This window comes from Pseudomonas saliphila (assembly GCF_008638345.1).
Taxonomy (GTDB): Bacteria; Pseudomonadota; Gammaproteobacteria; order Pseudomonadales; family Pseudomonadaceae; genus Halopseudomonas; species Halopseudomonas saliphila.
Genome location: NZ_VTVA01000010.1, coordinates 39,040 through 53,741, shown reverse-complemented (window position 1 = coordinate 53,741; position 14,702 = coordinate 39,040). Strand labels below are relative to the sequence as shown.

The 14,702-nt window shown below is 57.7% G+C and carries 12 protein-coding genes; 9 read left to right on the top strand and 3 right to left on the bottom strand.

Translation table 11 applies throughout. From position 1 onward, the window contains the following. Positions 1-64 precede the first annotated feature (64 nt). Positions 65-1,969, bottom strand: a complete 1,905-nt coding sequence (gene nosZ, locus FHK95_RS12260; RefSeq protein ID WP_150304919.1) for a TAT-dependent nitrous-oxide reductase — start codon at positions 1,967-1,969, stop codon at positions 65-67. 67 nt (positions 1,970-2,036) lie between these two features. Further along, on the bottom strand, positions 2,037-4,196 hold the full coding sequence (nosR, locus tag FHK95_RS12255) for a transcriptional regulator NosR (RefSeq protein WP_150304918.1): 2,160 nt from the start codon (positions 4,194-4,196) through the stop codon (positions 2,037-2,039). Between the two features lie 538 nt (positions 4,197-4,734). Between nosR and FHK95_RS12250 the strand changes: the two genes are divergently transcribed. The 9 genes from FHK95_RS12250 to narL all read left to right on the top strand — a co-directional run bounded on the left by FHK95_RS12250 (position 4,735) and on the right by narL (position 13,830). Beyond that, entirely contained in the window at positions 4,735-5,601 is an 867-nt protein-coding gene (locus FHK95_RS12250; protein ID WP_150304917.1) for a CbbQ/NirQ/NorQ/GpvN family protein, read from the top strand. Positions 5,602-5,651: 50 nt separating this feature from the next. Then, on the top strand, positions 5,652-6,098 hold the full coding sequence (locus FHK95_RS12245) for a c-type cytochrome (RefSeq protein ID WP_150304916.1): 447 nt from the start codon (positions 5,652-5,654) through the stop codon (positions 6,096-6,098). 38 nt (positions 6,099-6,136) lie between these two features. Beyond that, positions 6,137-7,549, top strand: coding sequence for a cbb3-type cytochrome c oxidase subunit I (locus FHK95_RS12240; RefSeq protein WP_150304915.1), 1,413 nt, complete (start codon positions 6,137-6,139; stop codon positions 7,547-7,549). Between the two features lie 78 nt (positions 7,550-7,627). Continuing rightward, a complete protein-coding gene (locus FHK95_RS12235; protein WP_150304914.1) occupies positions 7,628-8,530 on the top strand; it encodes a 4Fe-4S binding protein in 903 nt (300 codons plus the stop codon). A 3-nt stretch (positions 8,531-8,533) separates the two neighbouring features. Then, positions 8,534-10,372, top strand: a complete 1,839-nt coding sequence (locus FHK95_RS12230; RefSeq protein ID WP_150304913.1) for a nitric oxide reductase activation protein NorD — start codon at positions 8,534-8,536, stop codon at positions 10,370-10,372. Continuing rightward, positions 10,369-10,977, top strand: a complete 609-nt coding sequence (locus FHK95_RS12225; RefSeq protein WP_150304912.1) for a cytochrome c oxidase subunit 3 — start codon at positions 10,369-10,371, stop codon at positions 10,975-10,977. Before FHK95_RS12230 ends, FHK95_RS12225 begins: the two co-directional genes overlap by 4 nt. 7 nt (positions 10,978-10,984) lie before the next feature. Continuing rightward, positions 10,985-11,224 carry a cytochrome C oxidase subunit IV family protein gene (locus FHK95_RS12220; protein ID WP_150304911.1) on the top strand — a complete coding sequence of 80 codons (240 nt, stop codon included), beginning with the start codon at positions 10,985-10,987 and terminating at the stop codon, positions 11,222-11,224. Positions 11,225-11,291: 67 nt separating this feature from the next. Then, positions 11,292-13,184: a histidine kinase gene (locus tag FHK95_RS12215; protein WP_150304910.1), complete on the top strand. Its 1,893-nt coding sequence runs from the start codon at positions 11,292-11,294 to the stop codon at positions 13,182-13,184. Further along, positions 13,177-13,830, top strand: coding sequence for a two-component system response regulator NarL (gene narL, locus FHK95_RS12210; protein ID WP_150304909.1), 654 nt, complete (start codon positions 13,177-13,179; stop codon positions 13,828-13,830). Before FHK95_RS12215 ends, narL begins: the two co-directional genes overlap by 8 nt. A 484-nt stretch (positions 13,831-14,314) precedes the next feature. Here narL and FHK95_RS12205 read toward each other — a convergent pair whose 3' ends face one another. Beyond that, on the bottom strand, positions 14,315-14,701 hold the full coding sequence (locus FHK95_RS12205) for a putative zinc-binding protein (protein WP_150304997.1): 387 nt from the start codon (positions 14,699-14,701) through the stop codon (positions 14,315-14,317). Position 14,702 lies beyond the last annotated feature (1 nt).

The window sequence follows — 14,702 nt, the reverse complement described above, 5'->3', positions numbered from 1 at the left end:
ACAGCCCGGCGAATTCGCCGGGCTGTAATACGTGCTGACAATCTACTTATCAGGCCGCTGCTTATCAGGCAGGCTCGACCATCATCCGTCCACACATTTCCATATGCAGCGCGTGGCAGAACCAGCTGCAGTAGTACCAGAACAGGCCGGGTTTGTCGGCGGTAAACGTAATGGAAGAGGTCTGCTGTGGGCTGATTTCCATGCTCACACCATGGTTCACCATGACGAAGCCGTGAGTCACGTCCTCGATCTGGTCAATGTTGGTGATGGTCACAGTTACTTCGTCGCCCTGTTTCACGGTGAACTCGGTCACGCCAAAAGCAGGCGCCAAGGAGGTCATGTATACACGCACCTTGTTGCCGTCACGGATTACCTTGTTGTCGGCAGTCAGGTTGATGCCATCCGCTTCCGCGCTTTTCACGGTTTCGGCAAAGAACGGATCATCGCGGTCCCAGATCTTCTTGGTGCGGATCTGATCACGGCGCGCCATGATGCAGTCATGCGGCTCGGCGAAAGCAGGACCATCATGAACCAGCTTCATTTCATCGCCGGAGATATCGATCAGCTGATCGTTCTCAGGATGCAGCGGGCCTGTCGGCAGGAAGCGGTCCTTGGCAAACTTGCTGAGTACTACCAGCCACTTGCCGTCTGCTTCTGATGTTTCCGTCAGCGAGGCATGGGTATGACCTGGTTGATAGTGGACATCCAGCTTTTGCTTGATGTACTTCACGTCTTCGCCGTTGTAAGCGCGTATCGCGTCATCCATGTTCCATTTGACGATCTGGCTATCAATAAACAGGGTTGTGTAACCATTGCCGCGCCCGTCAAATGTGGTGTGCAGTGGCCCCAGACCCAACTCGACTTCGGCGATCACCACTTCGCGCGGATCCTCGAACTTGTCATCGAACAGGTCGTCCAGACGGTCGATCGCCAGCATGGTGACGGTGGGCGACAGCTTGCCAGCAGCAATGAAGTACTTGCCATCCGGAGAGGTGTTAAGCCCGTGGGGGTTTTTCGGAACCGGGATATAACGCGTCAGCTCGGAACCGGCACGGCCATTCAACACCGGCACCTTGGAATCGCCCAGAGTGGCGAAATCACCCTTCTCGATCGCGGCTTCAATGCGCGGAATATTGAAGACCACTACCCAGTCGCGCTCAGCGCGCATCATGCCACCCAGGTCGGTCGCTTCTTCCGAGTTGTAGCAGGTTGCCGCTGCGTACTTGCCGGTGTAATCGGCGTCGGTGTTGTCCAGGTTACCGTCAACAATCACCTGAAACGCGACTTCCATACTTTCGGCATCAATGACGTTGAACATGGTGTAAGCATCATCACCCGACAGATCGAAATTGGTGCCGTCGTTCGGGTGCGGGATGATAAATTCGGCATTGGCGAAAACATACTTGGTATGCGGCACCTTCTGCAGACGCAGACCATGGATCGACTGCACGTTGGGAATCGTGGTGATCTTGTCGCACTTCATGATATCCAGACGGATACGGGCAACGCGGCTGTTGGCCTTGTCATTGATAAACAGATACTTGCCGTCGTATTTGCCATCAGTCATGGAGATGTGCGGGTGGTGGCAGTCGCCGTTCATGAACTTGGCACTGTCGCCCATGATGCGCTTGCTTTCGTTGGTCAGACCCCAACCTGTCGCAGAATCGATGTTGAATACGGGAATACGCATCAGCTCGCGCATCGACGGAACGCCCATCACGCGCACTTCACCCTGGTGTCCACCGCTCCAGAAACCGTAGTAGTCATCCAGCTCGCCCGGCGCCACGTGGGTCTTTGACTTGGCTTCCTTGGCAGCCTCGGCAAAGGCTTCACGGCTCATGATCGAACTACCCAGCGCTGTCGCACCGACAACGGCTGCGCCAGTCATGGCGCTGGCACCGAGGAAGCCACGGCGGCTTAGGCCCTTGGACTCGAGTACTTCGGTGCTTTTCTTCTCTTTGTCACTCATTCTTTAGCTCCTTGGATACAGCATCTGTCTTCAAATTCGGATCTTGAACGTTTCGGTTGTCGGGCGCTCAAGGTTCAACCACGTGTACAGGTATCAGCTCGGGTACGGGCTCCTTCTTTCCTTTTCGGGCGCGCTTGTTCTTGAGGATCAAGGGCGGACATTTTTCGTCGTTGTGATACGTCATCTGACAATCCAGACAGTAATGGCATTCGTTGTGATTGATATGCCCATCCGGATGAATTGCCTGGATCTCGCACTCCTTGGCGCACAGCTGGCACGGATCGCCACATTCCTTGCGACGCTTCAACCAGTCGAACAGGCGGAATTTCGATGGGATAGCCAGCGCTGCACCGAGCGGGCAGATATAACGGCAGTAAACCTTGCGAGTGAAGATGCTGACTACCAGCAGGATCACCGCATACAACACAAACCACCACTGACGATCAAATTTCAGCGTGATGGCCGTCTTGAAAGGCTCTACCTCAGCCGCCTGCTCTGCGACAGACATGGATTCCAGTGATATGGCAAAGAGCACCATGAGCACTATGTATTTGATCGCCCACAGTCGCTCATGTACCACGAAGGGTAGCTCGTACTGCGGCACTTTCAACTTGCGCGCCGCTTCGTTGATCAATTCCTGCAGCGCGCCGAAGGGGCATAGCCAGCCGCAGAACACCCCGCGACCCCAGAGCAGAATACTGGCCGCTGTGAAGACCCAGAGGATGAAGATGATCGGATCGGTAAGAAACAGCTCCCAGCGGAAGTCCTGAAACACGGCGTGCACGAAGGTCAGCACGTTGACTATCGACAGCTGCCCCAGCGCATACCAGCCGAGAAAGACCACGGTGAAGATCAGGTAACCGCGACGCAGCCAGTGCAGCATGGTCGGATGCTTGGTGAGCTTGTCCTGAAAGAACAGAATGCCGAGCAACACCAGCAGTGCCGTAACGACCACGCCGATCTTCCAGCTCTGCTGATACCAGATGTTTACCCACATCGGCCGGTTGGCCTCTTCGATGGCAGCCAGCTCCTGCTCAGTTGGCTCTGGCCGTTCGATGTAGTCCTCTGGCAGCTGGTATGGCAGCTCGAAGCTGGTGAACATGCTGCTGACCGGACCGGTTTGCCGGCGAACCAGCAATTCCAGCGACCAGGGTGCGCCGGGATCGAAGCGATGGTTTTCGCGCACAATGAAAATCGACATTTCATCGAACGCGGGGATGCCCTCAGCGAACACATCTGTTAGCCGCTCATGATCCATATCCCGGAAGCTGACCATCTCGCCAAACTGCCGCAACTGCACCCGGTCGAAGATACCGCCACGTACATAGCCGGACCCTTTGTACGAATAGTCTCCACGGCCCATCACCGCGATGGCGTGCTCGCCGGGCTCGAGATCCTCCATCAGAAAGCGATACTGATTATCACCGAGCAGGTTGCGACCAATGGTCGGCGGGTTGAGATGCGCGGCGTACATATCGATAAATGTCGAATCGACCTGATCAGGGGCCGCTTCGTCTATGCCCTCTGCTTCTGTACCGCGGAAGGCTTCATCAATCTGGCCATGAGTAAGGTGCAGACGGCGGATTGCACCGTTGCCGGTAAGGGTCGCCCAGTCAGCCTTTTCATATACATCATCGCGTACGATGGCAGGCGCAGCGCCCGCACCACTCGTTGCTTCGACCAGCCCCAGCGATACCGCCACCGTATGGGCAGTGCCCATAACGATCTCATTGACCACCATCACGGTGACCGTCGCGCCGCTCACAGCGTCGATAGTGACCGCGTTCTCGTCCCGTGAACGGCCCACCACAACACGCTGGTTGACGGAGATGCCGTCATACTTGGCCGTAAAGTCGTGCAGTTTCTGCTCGGGAATTCCAATCAGCAGAATGGGCTCATGATGCTCCAGTACGTAGGCATCACGGACCACGCCCCGCGGATCCAGGATCACATGGAGATTAATGGGTTTGCCCGAATAGGCAGGAATAGTGGTGACATCGATGCTTTGGTAGGTATAACCGACTACCTCTTCACCTGCATACAGAGTACGGACGTTGTACTCACCCTCAGGTTCGGAAATAGTGTCGACATCAGGCAATGCGGTATCGATTCGCTGCTGCACAAGCTCTGCATATTCCTGGGCAACAGCAGTTTGAAAGGCTCCCAGCCCAAGGACGATGCAGATAATAGCTCTGCATACCCATGCGGCACTAATTGGGTGTGTCATCTAACGGGACTCCGGGTACTAACGAGGTGACTTGCGGGGTTTGGGCATGAGTGTAGACCTCCTTTGAGCGTGCCGAATTGATACCGGTCAATTACAACCGCACCTGGGAGAGCTCGGGCGCGGCGCACGTTAACGTTCACCAGCGCTCATCTTCTGCCATATCCCAGAACTAGTAGCTAGACGCACCTAAAAGGTCATCTTTCCGTTGCCTAGCGCGACCTTAGGTCGCAGGTTGACGGAAACCTGTTAGTGAGCTCGAGAGATAGTGAAGAACTGTCTTCATAACTGCCATACCCATTCTTATCTCTTGACTCTGTCGGCGGTTATAGATAAAGCGCGAAGCGAAACGGTACATCCAACCCATGGAGGTAATATTTACCATCATCAAGTTGGGTCGAAAATACTCATCTGCTGATAAATCCTTTAAAAACAACTATATACGAATTGGCATGGTGCTTGCTTATAGTCCTGCACAAGCATCCGATTCGCTTCGGTGAGCGCAAATCCACCGAAACGGATCCAGATCAGGACGACAAACATGAACCAACTGGCAAATACGACCACACTGCGTCAACGCGATAATGACGCAATCTATTATCGGGCGACCGGTAATGAAACCGAGTTGTTCGAGCAGGCTGCCCAGCACCAGCTCCCTGTGCTGATCAAAGGGCCAACAGGGTGCGGCAAGACCCGCTTCGTACAGCATATGGCCGAGCGCCTGGGCCGCAAGCTATACACCGTTGCCTGCCACGACGATCTGACCACCGCTGACCTGGTCGGTCGGCATCTCATCGGCAGCGATGGCACCTACTGGCAAGACGGCCCCTTGACCCGCGCGGTGCGCGAAGGCGCCATCTGTTATCTGGATGAAATCATCGAGGCGCGCAAGGACACCACCGTGGTACTGCACCCACTGGCGGATGATCGGCGCATCCTGCCGCTGGATGCGACGGGCGAGTGCCTAGAAGCCGCACCCGGTTTCATGCTGGTGGTGTCCTACAACCCCGGCTACCGCAACCTGCTCAAGGGACTCAAGCCGAGCACCCGCCAGCGGTTTGTGGCAATGACCTTTGATTACCCGGAAGCAGCAGCCGAAATCGAAATTCTCACCCGCGAAGCTGGCGTGGACATTGAGCTGGCTACCCGGCTGGTTCAGCTATGCAACGCGTTACGCCATCTCGGCACCCATGACCTGGAGGAAGCGCCCTCGACCCGACTACTCATTCATACCGCCCGCCTGATGCGTTCCGGCCTCGATCCCATTGCTGCCTGCGAGGCCTGTCTGGCCCAGCCGTTGAGTGACGATCCGACCACTCAGGCCGCCATTCTGGACGTGGTCAAAGCGCACTTTGGCTCCACCAACCAACCCGCAGCATCCACACAACGAATGAAAACCAGTGCATGAAGCCTGGTTAGTCCCAGCTTTCGAACTACTAACACGATGAGGAAGTAATCATGTCGGAGCGTTTCACCAAGGGCATGGCCCGCAATATCTACTACGGGGGCGGCATGTTTTTCATGCTGCTGTTTATAGGACTGACCGTCGATACGGTGGTAGCAATACCGGAGCGCGAAAATCGGGACATGCTCACCGCCGAAGTCGAGCATGGCAAGGAGCTTTGGGAGAAGAACAACTGCGTTGGCTGCCATTCCCTGCTCGGCGAGGGTGCCTATTTCGCACCGGAACTGGGCAACGTGTTTGACCGACGCGGTATGGGTAACGAAGAAGCCTTTCATGCGTACTTCTCCGCCTGGATGAAGGCGCAACCAATCGGCGTGCCTGGCCGCCGCAAGATGCCGCAATTCAATCTGACCGACGAAGAACACCGCGCCCTGTCCGAGTTCCTGATCTGGACATCGCGAATCGATACCAATGAGTGGCCGCCGAACAAGGAAGGCTGAAGCTTACCCGGTTCCCATTACGCAAGGATTATCACACTATGAAATACGCAAGTCAGTCGGTAGCGAAGCCCTACTTCGCTTTCGCCATGATTTTGTTCGTCGGTCAGATCGTATTCGGTCTGATCCTCGGAACCCAGTACATCATCGGCGACTTCATGTTCCCGGAAATACCCTTCAACGTGGCCCGCATGGTCCACACCAACCTGCTGATCGTGTGGCTGCTGTTCGGCTTCATGGGCGCGACCTATTTCCTGCTACCCGAGGAAACCCAGTGCGAGCTGCATAGTCCCTTGCTGGCTAAAATACTTTTCTGGGTATTTGCCGCAGCCGGCACGCTGACAATCATTGGCTATCTGGCTGTGCCCTACGCGACGCTGGCGGAGCTGACAGGTAACAAGTATTTCCCGACCATGGGACGGGAATTCCTTGAGCAGCCGACCATTACCAAGATCGGCCTGGCCCTGGTGTTTATCGGCTTTCTGTTCAACGTCATCATGACCGTGCTCAAGGGTCGCAAGACTGTGGTCAGCATGGTGCTGACAACCGGTCTGATCGGTCTGGCAGCATTCTGGATGTTCGCCTTCTATAACCCCGCCTCGCTGGTGATGGACAAGTACTTCTGGTGGTGGGTCGTGCACTTGTGGGTTGAAGGTGTATGGGAACTGATCCTGGGTGCCATCCTGGCGTTCATTCTGATCCGCACTACCGGCGTAGACCGTGAAGTCGTCGAGAAATGGTTGTACCTGATCATCGCCATGGCTCTGATCAGCGGCATTCTCGGAACCGGCCACCACTTCTTCTTTATCGGTGCCCCGGAATACTGGTTGTGGATCGGTTCGATCTTCTCGGCTATCGAACCACTGCCGTTCTTCATGATGATGGTCTTCGCATTCAGCATGCTCAAGCAGCGTCGCCGCGACCACCCCAACAAGGCGGCCGTCACCTGGGCAGTCGGTTGCACCATCATGGCGTTCCTCGGCGCGGGTGTATGGGGCTTCCTGCACACTCTGGCACCGGTGAACTACTACACCCACGGCACCCAGCTGACTGCGGCCCACGGCCACCTGGCCTTCTATGGCGCCTACGTAATGATCGTGCTGGCAATCATTTCCTACGCCTGGCCGATCCTGCACGGACGGCAAGCCAACAGCCTGCAGTCACAACGCCTGGAGATCGCCTCCTGCTGGACCATGAGCATCAGCATGCTGCTGATCACTCTGTTGCTGACCGCTGCCGGCGTGGTACAGATCTGGTTGCAACGCATTCCGGACGATGCCGGTGCGCTAGGTTTCATGGCCACTCAGGATGCGATCACAGTGATCTACTGGATGCGCCTGGCCGCAGGTGTGAGCTTTGGCATCGGGGTATTCATGTACCTGGCCAGCTTCGTGGTCGCCGCACGCACCAGCGAGCCGACCGAGCCGCTCCTTGCTGAAGGCGCTATGAGCTGATCATAACGACAACCCGGTGCTGGCAGTTTCCACTGCCAGCACCGCCCTACCCACCAACCTGACTGAGGCGAAGACAACATGAAGCTTGCAACCCTTCGCCGAATCAGTCGCAGCGCTTTTTTTACCCTCTTTCTTGTGGCACCTGTACTGGATCTGTTTCGTCTCGATCTGAGCAGGGGCCATTTTGTTTTTCTGACCATGGACTGGACCCTGGGGCTTGATCCCCAGACCAGCGCCCTTGATCCCACCTCCATCACCCTCCACCTGCTGCTGCGTCTGGGCTTGCCCATTCTGCTGACCCTGGGCGTGCTGCTCTGGGTCGTCTGGCGCTGGGGACGTCTGTATTGCGGCTGGCTATGTCCGCATTTTTCGATGGTTGAATGGATCGACGGCCTGATGGCCCGCTGGCTTGGACGGCGCTCTGTATGGGAAAAGCCCTCTGCCCCCCGACGGGCAGGCGCACGCCTGGTCATGTCCGTGATGGTACTGGGCGGATCGGCACTCTGGGCCATCACGCTGTTGAGCTACCTGGTCCCACCGGTGCCTTTGTGGACAGGGCTGGCAAGTCTGAATCTGCCGACCTGGCACTGGTTTTTCATCGGTATCGGCACCGCCCTGTTCAGCATCGAATTTGCCCTGGCCCGGCATTATTTCTGCAAATACGGCTGCGCCGTGGGCATCTTCCAGAGTTTGATCTGGGCGGTGAACAGCCGCGCCATGGTGATCGGTTTCAAGCGCGAACGCGCCCGAGATTGCCGCGACTGCAATGCCTGTGACAAGGCTTGCCCGATGCGCCTGCCGCCACGCGGCATGAAGCGTCACAAGATTACCTGCACTCAGTGCGGAGTGTGCGTCCAGACCTGCTCGCAGGTTCAGGCCAACAACCCCGCCGGTTCGCTTCTCCATTGGACCAGTGGCGATAACGCCCTCGTCATGGACAAGCAACCCAGTACCAAAATCCACGTGATCGAGAAGGACTGAACGATGGAAGAACTCGTAGGCATGCGCTGGCACAATCTGGTAACGCGCCTGGCGCGTACCAGCTACCCCGAAGCTCAGGTTCGCCTTGAGGACCAGGGTCCTCGGCTGGCCATGGTGTTCCGCGCGCTGGGCGGCGATCCTGGTCTGGTGATCAAGGCCGCTACCGAGCGCGCCTTCAAGCCGCCGCGTCACTGGCTTGAGAAAATCGCCGGCACCGGCCGACAGTACGCCATGGCATGGCGCGATCACGATAGCGTGCGCCTGCCTGCGGTGATCCAGACCTATCCAACGGTGGCGCTGAATAATGACCTGTACCTCTGGCTGGTCGCCCTGGCCAGCCAGAGCGGCGCTCCGGCCAGCGGCGAGTGGCTGGAGTGGAACCAGACACAGGTCGCCGCCACCCTCCAGCGCTTCCCCGGGCTGGTCTCACTCTATGAACGTCTGGCTTCCGAGCTGGTAGCACTGCGCCCGTCACTGAATACGCTGTCTGCGGCGCAGGCCCACCGTGAGCGGTGTCTGCAGGCAGCCATACTGGAACCCGGCAGTCAGCCCGCGCTGCCCGCAGCCGATGGCGATCCTTTGCCCGTACCCCTGTGGCTGTATCCGGCCCTGCATCAGGACCAGGCTGCGGTGTCACGCACCGATGAAGGCGATGGAACCAGCACTGTCCCGGCCAAGCCCAAGCAGGGCAAGGGACGCAAGCGCGCGGAATTCGTTGATGACATAGAGGGGCGCGACGGGCTGATCGTGTTCCGCCTGGAAAGCCTGTTTTCCTGGTCCGAGTTTGTACCCGTGGACCGTACCGTCGACGACAGCGACGACGATGATGCCGATCGCGTCGCCGAAGACCTGGACCACCTGACCCTGTCGCGCCACGGTGACGCCGGTGCGTCCCGTCTGCGTCTGGATCTGGATCTGCCCTCCGCCGCCGAGGATGACATCCCGCTAGGCGAAGGCTGTCTGTTGCCCGAATGGGACTGGCGCAAGGAGCTGTTGATTCCCCGGCACTGCAAGGTGATACCCATGCTGCCGAAAAACGCCGTGCCCTGCGAGCTGCCCTCACGCCTGCAACCGCTCGCCGCAGAATTGCGCCGCCGTTTCGAAGCGTTGCGCCCTCAGCAAGGTTGGAACAAACGCCAGACAACCGGCCCGGTACTCGACATGGAGGCCTGCATTAATTTCGCCACCGCGCGTCAGCGCGGCGAAGCCAACGCCCAGCCCGCGTTATGGCGCCAGCAGTCTCCGCAGCAGCGTGATCTTGCCTGTCTGGTCCTGGCTGATCTCTCTTTGTCCACTGAGGCCTATGCTGATAACGAACACCAGGTCATCGATGTGGTTCGGGACAGTCTCGAATTGCTCGGCGAAGCCCTGGATGCCGGGGATGATTCCTTCGCCATGTACGGGTTCTCCTCACGCCGGCGCGATCACGTGCGCTACAGCCTGATCAAGAATTTCGCCGAACCCTGGGGTGCACCGATCCATGGCCGTATTCAGGCTTTGCGGCCTGGCTATTACACCCGCATGGGCGCAGCCATCCGCCAGGCAACCGAGATCCTCAAGGAGCAGCCAGCCGAGCAACGGCTACTGCTGTTGCTGACTGATGGCAAGCCGAACGACCTCGACCTGTATGAAGGTCGCTACGGGATGGAAGATACCCGTCACGCCTTGATCGAGGCGCGACGCGCCGGTCTGGAACCCTTTTGCGTGACCATCGACCAGGAAGCGGCCGATTACCTGCCCTACCTGTTTGGTCCGCAGCGTTTCCATCTGCTGCAAAAGGCCGCCGACCTGCCAGCACTTTTGCCCCAACTGTATTTGCTCTTGACCGGACGGACACCATGAATGCGCCGGAGCGAATAAACCTGCCGCTGAGTGAGGCGGTAACAGAGGAGGAAATACCCGGCGACCTGGCGATGTGGTTCTTCATCTTCGCGGAGCTGGCCGTCTTTGCCCTGCTGCTTGGCGGGATGGCCTTCGCCCGTGGCACCTGGCCGGAAATGTTCAGCGCCGGTGTCGCCACCCTGCATCCGGAGGCCGGGTTGATCAACACGCTGGCCCTGCTCACCGGCAGTTATGCGGTCGCGCGCGGCGTGGCCGCGGTCCGTGAGAGGCGGTTGGAAAAACTGCCGGTCTGGTTCTTCTGGGGTGCGCTCAGCGGCGTGTTTTATGTGGTGGTCAAGAGTGTGGAATACGTTCAGCTATTCAACGCCGGATATAACTTGCGCACCAATACCTTCTATTTTTTCTACTTTTTTACGACCTTCTTTCACTTGATGCATGTGGTACTGGGCATGGTGATTCTGTTGGTCGTCGCCAGACGTTGGCAGCGGCAGGTCTATCAGACTGCCGAAACCCGGCGGATGGCCGCGGACTCGGCAGCCAGCTACTGGCACATGGTCGACCTGGTATGGCTGATGCTGTTTCCACTGCTCTACATTCTGCCGTGAGGTACGCATGACCACTAAATTGACGTTCGGCTGGCTATCCCTGCTCGCTCTTACCGGATTGGGCTGGTGGCTGGGGCATTACACCGAGGGCACTTGGCTTCTTTGGACAATCATTTTGTTAAGCGCGATCAAGGGACAATGGCTGATTGACCATTTCATGGGACTGGCGCGCGGGCCAAAATTGTTCCGGGCAATTGTCAGTGGCTGGTTGTTCCTGGTTCTCACTAGCATGGCGCTGTTTTTATAGAGGTGCGCTCGTATGATGGTCTGTTATCGTCGGGGTTCCTCCGCGACCCAAACGCACAAGATAAGACATGAATAAAGACACACCCAACGCCAGAGACTTTCCCGATACTCCGGCCTTCGAACCACGCCATTCGATCGTATCCAGGGCGATTATCGCCTGCGCGACCATCATCTGTTTCACGCTGCTTGGGATACTGGGCAACACCTACATGACCGAGGCGCTGGAGGGCGATGCCGAGGCGATCAACGTCGCAGGCAGCTTGCGCATGCAGGCCTGGCGACTGACAGCCACGGCAGACTCCGAACCAGCCCGGCTGCAGGCCGACATAGAGCTACTGGACACCACTCTGCAATCGGCGGTGTTGCAGTCAGCGCTGAAACGCCATGACGCTTCTGCGCTGCCAGCGCTGCATGCGGCAGTCGTTAACCAATGGCAACAAAGTATGCGCCCGCTGCTCCTAGTTGCCGAACCCTCGGCGCAATCCTCGAGGCAGGTTTTTCGAGATCAGGTGCCGGTTTTTGTCGATCTGCTGGACGGCATTGTTACGAACTTGCAGCGCCTCTCCGAGCGTAATCTGGCAGTGATTCATGCGATCCAGCTAGGAACCCTTTTGGTTGTACTGCTGAGCGCCTGCCTACTGATTTTTGATCTCCGACGGCACCTTGCCGGACCCTTGCGGCAGCTCACCACCCTCGCGCACCAGGTCAGCCACGGGGATTTCAGCGGCCGAATCAGGCTTGGCAGCGGAACCGAGCTCGATCTACTCGCCCGCACACTGAACAGGATGAACGAAGAGCTCGCGGGGCTCTACGCGGATATGGAGTCCAAGGTCAACGACAAGACTGCCGAGCTGACGCGCAGCAACGCCGCCTTGCACCTGCTCTTTGACAGTGCCCGGATGCTCTATAACCAACCGGACGACCCGGTACGCATGATGGCCCGCTCCCTGGCAGGGGTGAGACAGGCGCTCGGATGCGGCCCGGTTTCCTTGTGTTTGAACAGCGGCGCAGGGGCAGGCAATTATGCCGCTGTGACCTCCGAAGGCGTCGAGCCACCGCATTACTGCCGTTTATCCAGCTGTGCAGAATGTCCAGCGGAGCTGCCTGGCGCGTTGCTCGGCCATGGCAGCCAGCTAACCAGTTTCACCCTGCATTCCAGACATACTCACTTCGGCAGTCTGCGCGTTGAACAGTCCGCGAATGAACCGCTATTGCCCTGGCAGGAGCGGGTACTGGTGACTCTGGCGGACCTGTACGCCGCCTCACTGAGTCTGGCAAATCTCGGCCAGCATCAGGCGCGTCTGGCTTTGATGGAAGAGCGTGCGGTGATTGCCCGCGAGCTTCATGACTCGCTGGCTCAGGCGCTCTCGGCGCAGAAGCTGCAGCTGGCCAGGCTCAAACGTCAGGTCGAACTGGGCTGCGGGCCGGAGGAGCTCGCCGAGACTCGCGAACAAATCGAACAGGGCTTATCTGCGGCGTATCGCCAGTTACGCGAATTGCTGACCACCTTCCGCATCCAGGTCAACGAGCCCGGGCTCAAGCCTGCGCTGCAGGCGACGGTAAAGGAATTCAGTCGTAACTCCGGTATCCAGATCAATCTGGATTATCAGCTCGATCATTGCCCACTCACCCCAAATGAAGAAGTGCACTGCCTGCAGATTGCCCGCGAAGCCATGAGCAATGTTCTCAAGCACGCACAGGCAGACCACTGCTGGATTACGCTGCGACAGGACGACAATGGCATAGTGTCCTTGTCGATCGAGGACGACGGTATTGGCATACCAGACATGACTTCTCCGGAAGGTCATTACGGCCTGAGCATTTTGCGCGAGCGTGCCAATAGCCTCGGCGGTACGCTGGAGATCGCTCGCCGGATGGACTTTGGAACGCAAATTCTGGCGCAATTTCCGCCGGCTTATCGAATAGCTGTCCCGAAACAGGAACACGCAGTATATGAATGAAGTAGAGACTATCCGCATTCTGCTTGTCGACGATCACCCCATGATGCGACGCGGCTTACGTGATCTGCTGGCCATGGAGGCTGATCTCGATCCGGCCGGCGAAGCAGGCAACGGTGCCGATGCCATTCGCCTAGCCCATGAACTCGAGCCTGACTTGATTTTACTGGATCTGAACATGCCCGGGATGGGCGGACTGGAGATTCTCCGGCAGATGCGCCAGGAACAGATTGATGCGCGCATCATATTTTTCACCGTATCAGATGACCATGGCGATGTGCTGGAAGCGCTGCGCAGCGGTGCTGACGGGTATTTGCTGAAGGATATGGATGCCGAGCAACTGGTAGAACAAATTCGTCTGGCCGCGCGGGGCAAGTTGGCACTCAGCGCCGAACTGACCATGGTGCTGGCCGAGGCTATCCGCAAACGCCCGGAGGCTGAAGCGTCAGAACCACAGGCTAACCTCACCCGCCGGGAAAGAGACGTGCTACGTCAGATCGCCAAGGGCCAAAGTAACAAGATGATCGCCCGTGAACTGGATATAAGTGAAGGTACGGTGAAGGTGCACGTCAAACGTGTTCTGAACAAACTGGGCATGCGTTCGAGGACTGAAGCAGCGGTATGGGTGGTAGAGCAGAACCTGGCATAGAGGATCGGCTCAAGTGTGCTCGCCCACCCTGGGGGTGTAGCGCGCCTGCGCTACGCCAGATTCTCAGCCACGCAAACCTTACGGAGCCTGCTAGCTCGGCAATCGCTGCGCAGTATTGTTTTGAGTTTTGAGTCAGCATCCGCGAGCCGACAGGGCTGCGCTGACACGCTGCAAGTACGTCCCTGTAAGCTCGCCGATGACATCCATGTCATCGAACGGTCATCGCAACCCTATCGCCTCGCTCCGCCCTAGAGATTCGTGTTGCCGGCAGAATCCTGAAAATCGGTCTTAATCTCTATGCCACACCGACGCTCGACCAAGCCCGCCGACTGTCAGGGTGAAGCAAGTGTTGAAAACAGGGATGTTTTCGTCAAGCCCCCAGGGATGGGTTCACGGCGTCTTGCGGAGTCCCTGACAGATGGCGGGCAGTTAGCTCCGAAATTTCAGCGCAGCGTTTTGAGAGCTGAGGCTTCCAGCCGATAGTTCAGACAGCCTCGTCCTGAGGGCGACTGTTATGAATCAACTCCACAATCTGCACCTCCAGCTCATCAGCTTGCTCCGGCGTGCAATCTTCACCAAATCGTTTACGTACACCGAAGTCACTGAGTAACACGTGAATCTCGGGTTCGACGCCAACGTTGTTCAGGCAAGCTTTGGCACATTGCAATTTGCAGCCGTCCACCGCGATTATCTGGCGGCCCGATTGAGCTGTTTTTACCAGCGGTGCAACCTTGCCGCCGACACCAGCAATGCAGGACATCTCGGCAATCCCGGCGCGATCGATACGCAGAGCGAGAGTATTGGCGAGCTGCGCCACGTTGGAACAGCCCGAGCAGGAATAGATAAGCGGGGAATTTTTTGCAGCAGACATT

Excerpts from the sequence above, each read along its gene's own strand:
- FHK95_RS12245 (WP_150304916.1), top strand. The coding sequence starts at position 5,652 with ATGTCGGAGCGTTTCACCAAGGGCATGGCCCGCAATATCTACTACGGG.
- narL (WP_150304909.1), top strand. The coding sequence starts at position 13,177 with ATGAATGAAGTAGAGACTATCCGCATTCTGCTTGTCGACGATCACCCC.
- FHK95_RS12235 (WP_150304914.1), top strand. The coding sequence starts at position 7,628 with ATGAAGCTTGCAACCCTTCGCCGAATCAGTCGCAGCGCTTTTTTTACC.
- FHK95_RS12205 (WP_150304997.1), bottom strand. The coding sequence starts at position 14,701 with ATGTCTGCTGCAAAAAATTCCCCGCTTATCTATTCCTGCTCGGGCTGT.
- FHK95_RS12225 (WP_150304912.1), top strand. The coding sequence starts at position 10,369 with ATGAATGCGCCGGAGCGAATAAACCTGCCGCTGAGTGAGGCGGTAACA.
- FHK95_RS12215 (WP_150304910.1), top strand. The coding sequence starts at position 11,292 with ATGAATAAAGACACACCCAACGCCAGAGACTTTCCCGATACTCCGGCC.
- FHK95_RS12230 (WP_150304913.1), top strand. The coding sequence starts at position 8,534 with ATGGAAGAACTCGTAGGCATGCGCTGGCACAATCTGGTAACGCGCCTG.
- FHK95_RS12250 (WP_150304917.1), top strand. The coding sequence starts at position 4,735 with ATGAACCAACTGGCAAATACGACCACACTGCGTCAACGCGATAATGAC.
- FHK95_RS12240 (WP_150304915.1), top strand. The coding sequence starts at position 6,137 with ATGAAATACGCAAGTCAGTCGGTAGCGAAGCCCTACTTCGCTTTCGCC.
- nosZ (WP_150304919.1), bottom strand. The coding sequence starts at position 1,969 with ATGAGTGACAAAGAGAAGAAAAGCACCGAAGTACTCGAGTCCAAGGGC.
- nosR (WP_150304918.1), bottom strand. The coding sequence starts at position 4,196 with ATGACACACCCAATTAGTGCCGCATGGGTATGCAGAGCTATTATCTGC.
- FHK95_RS12220 (WP_150304911.1), top strand. The coding sequence starts at position 10,985 with ATGACCACTAAATTGACGTTCGGCTGGCTATCCCTGCTCGCTCTTACC.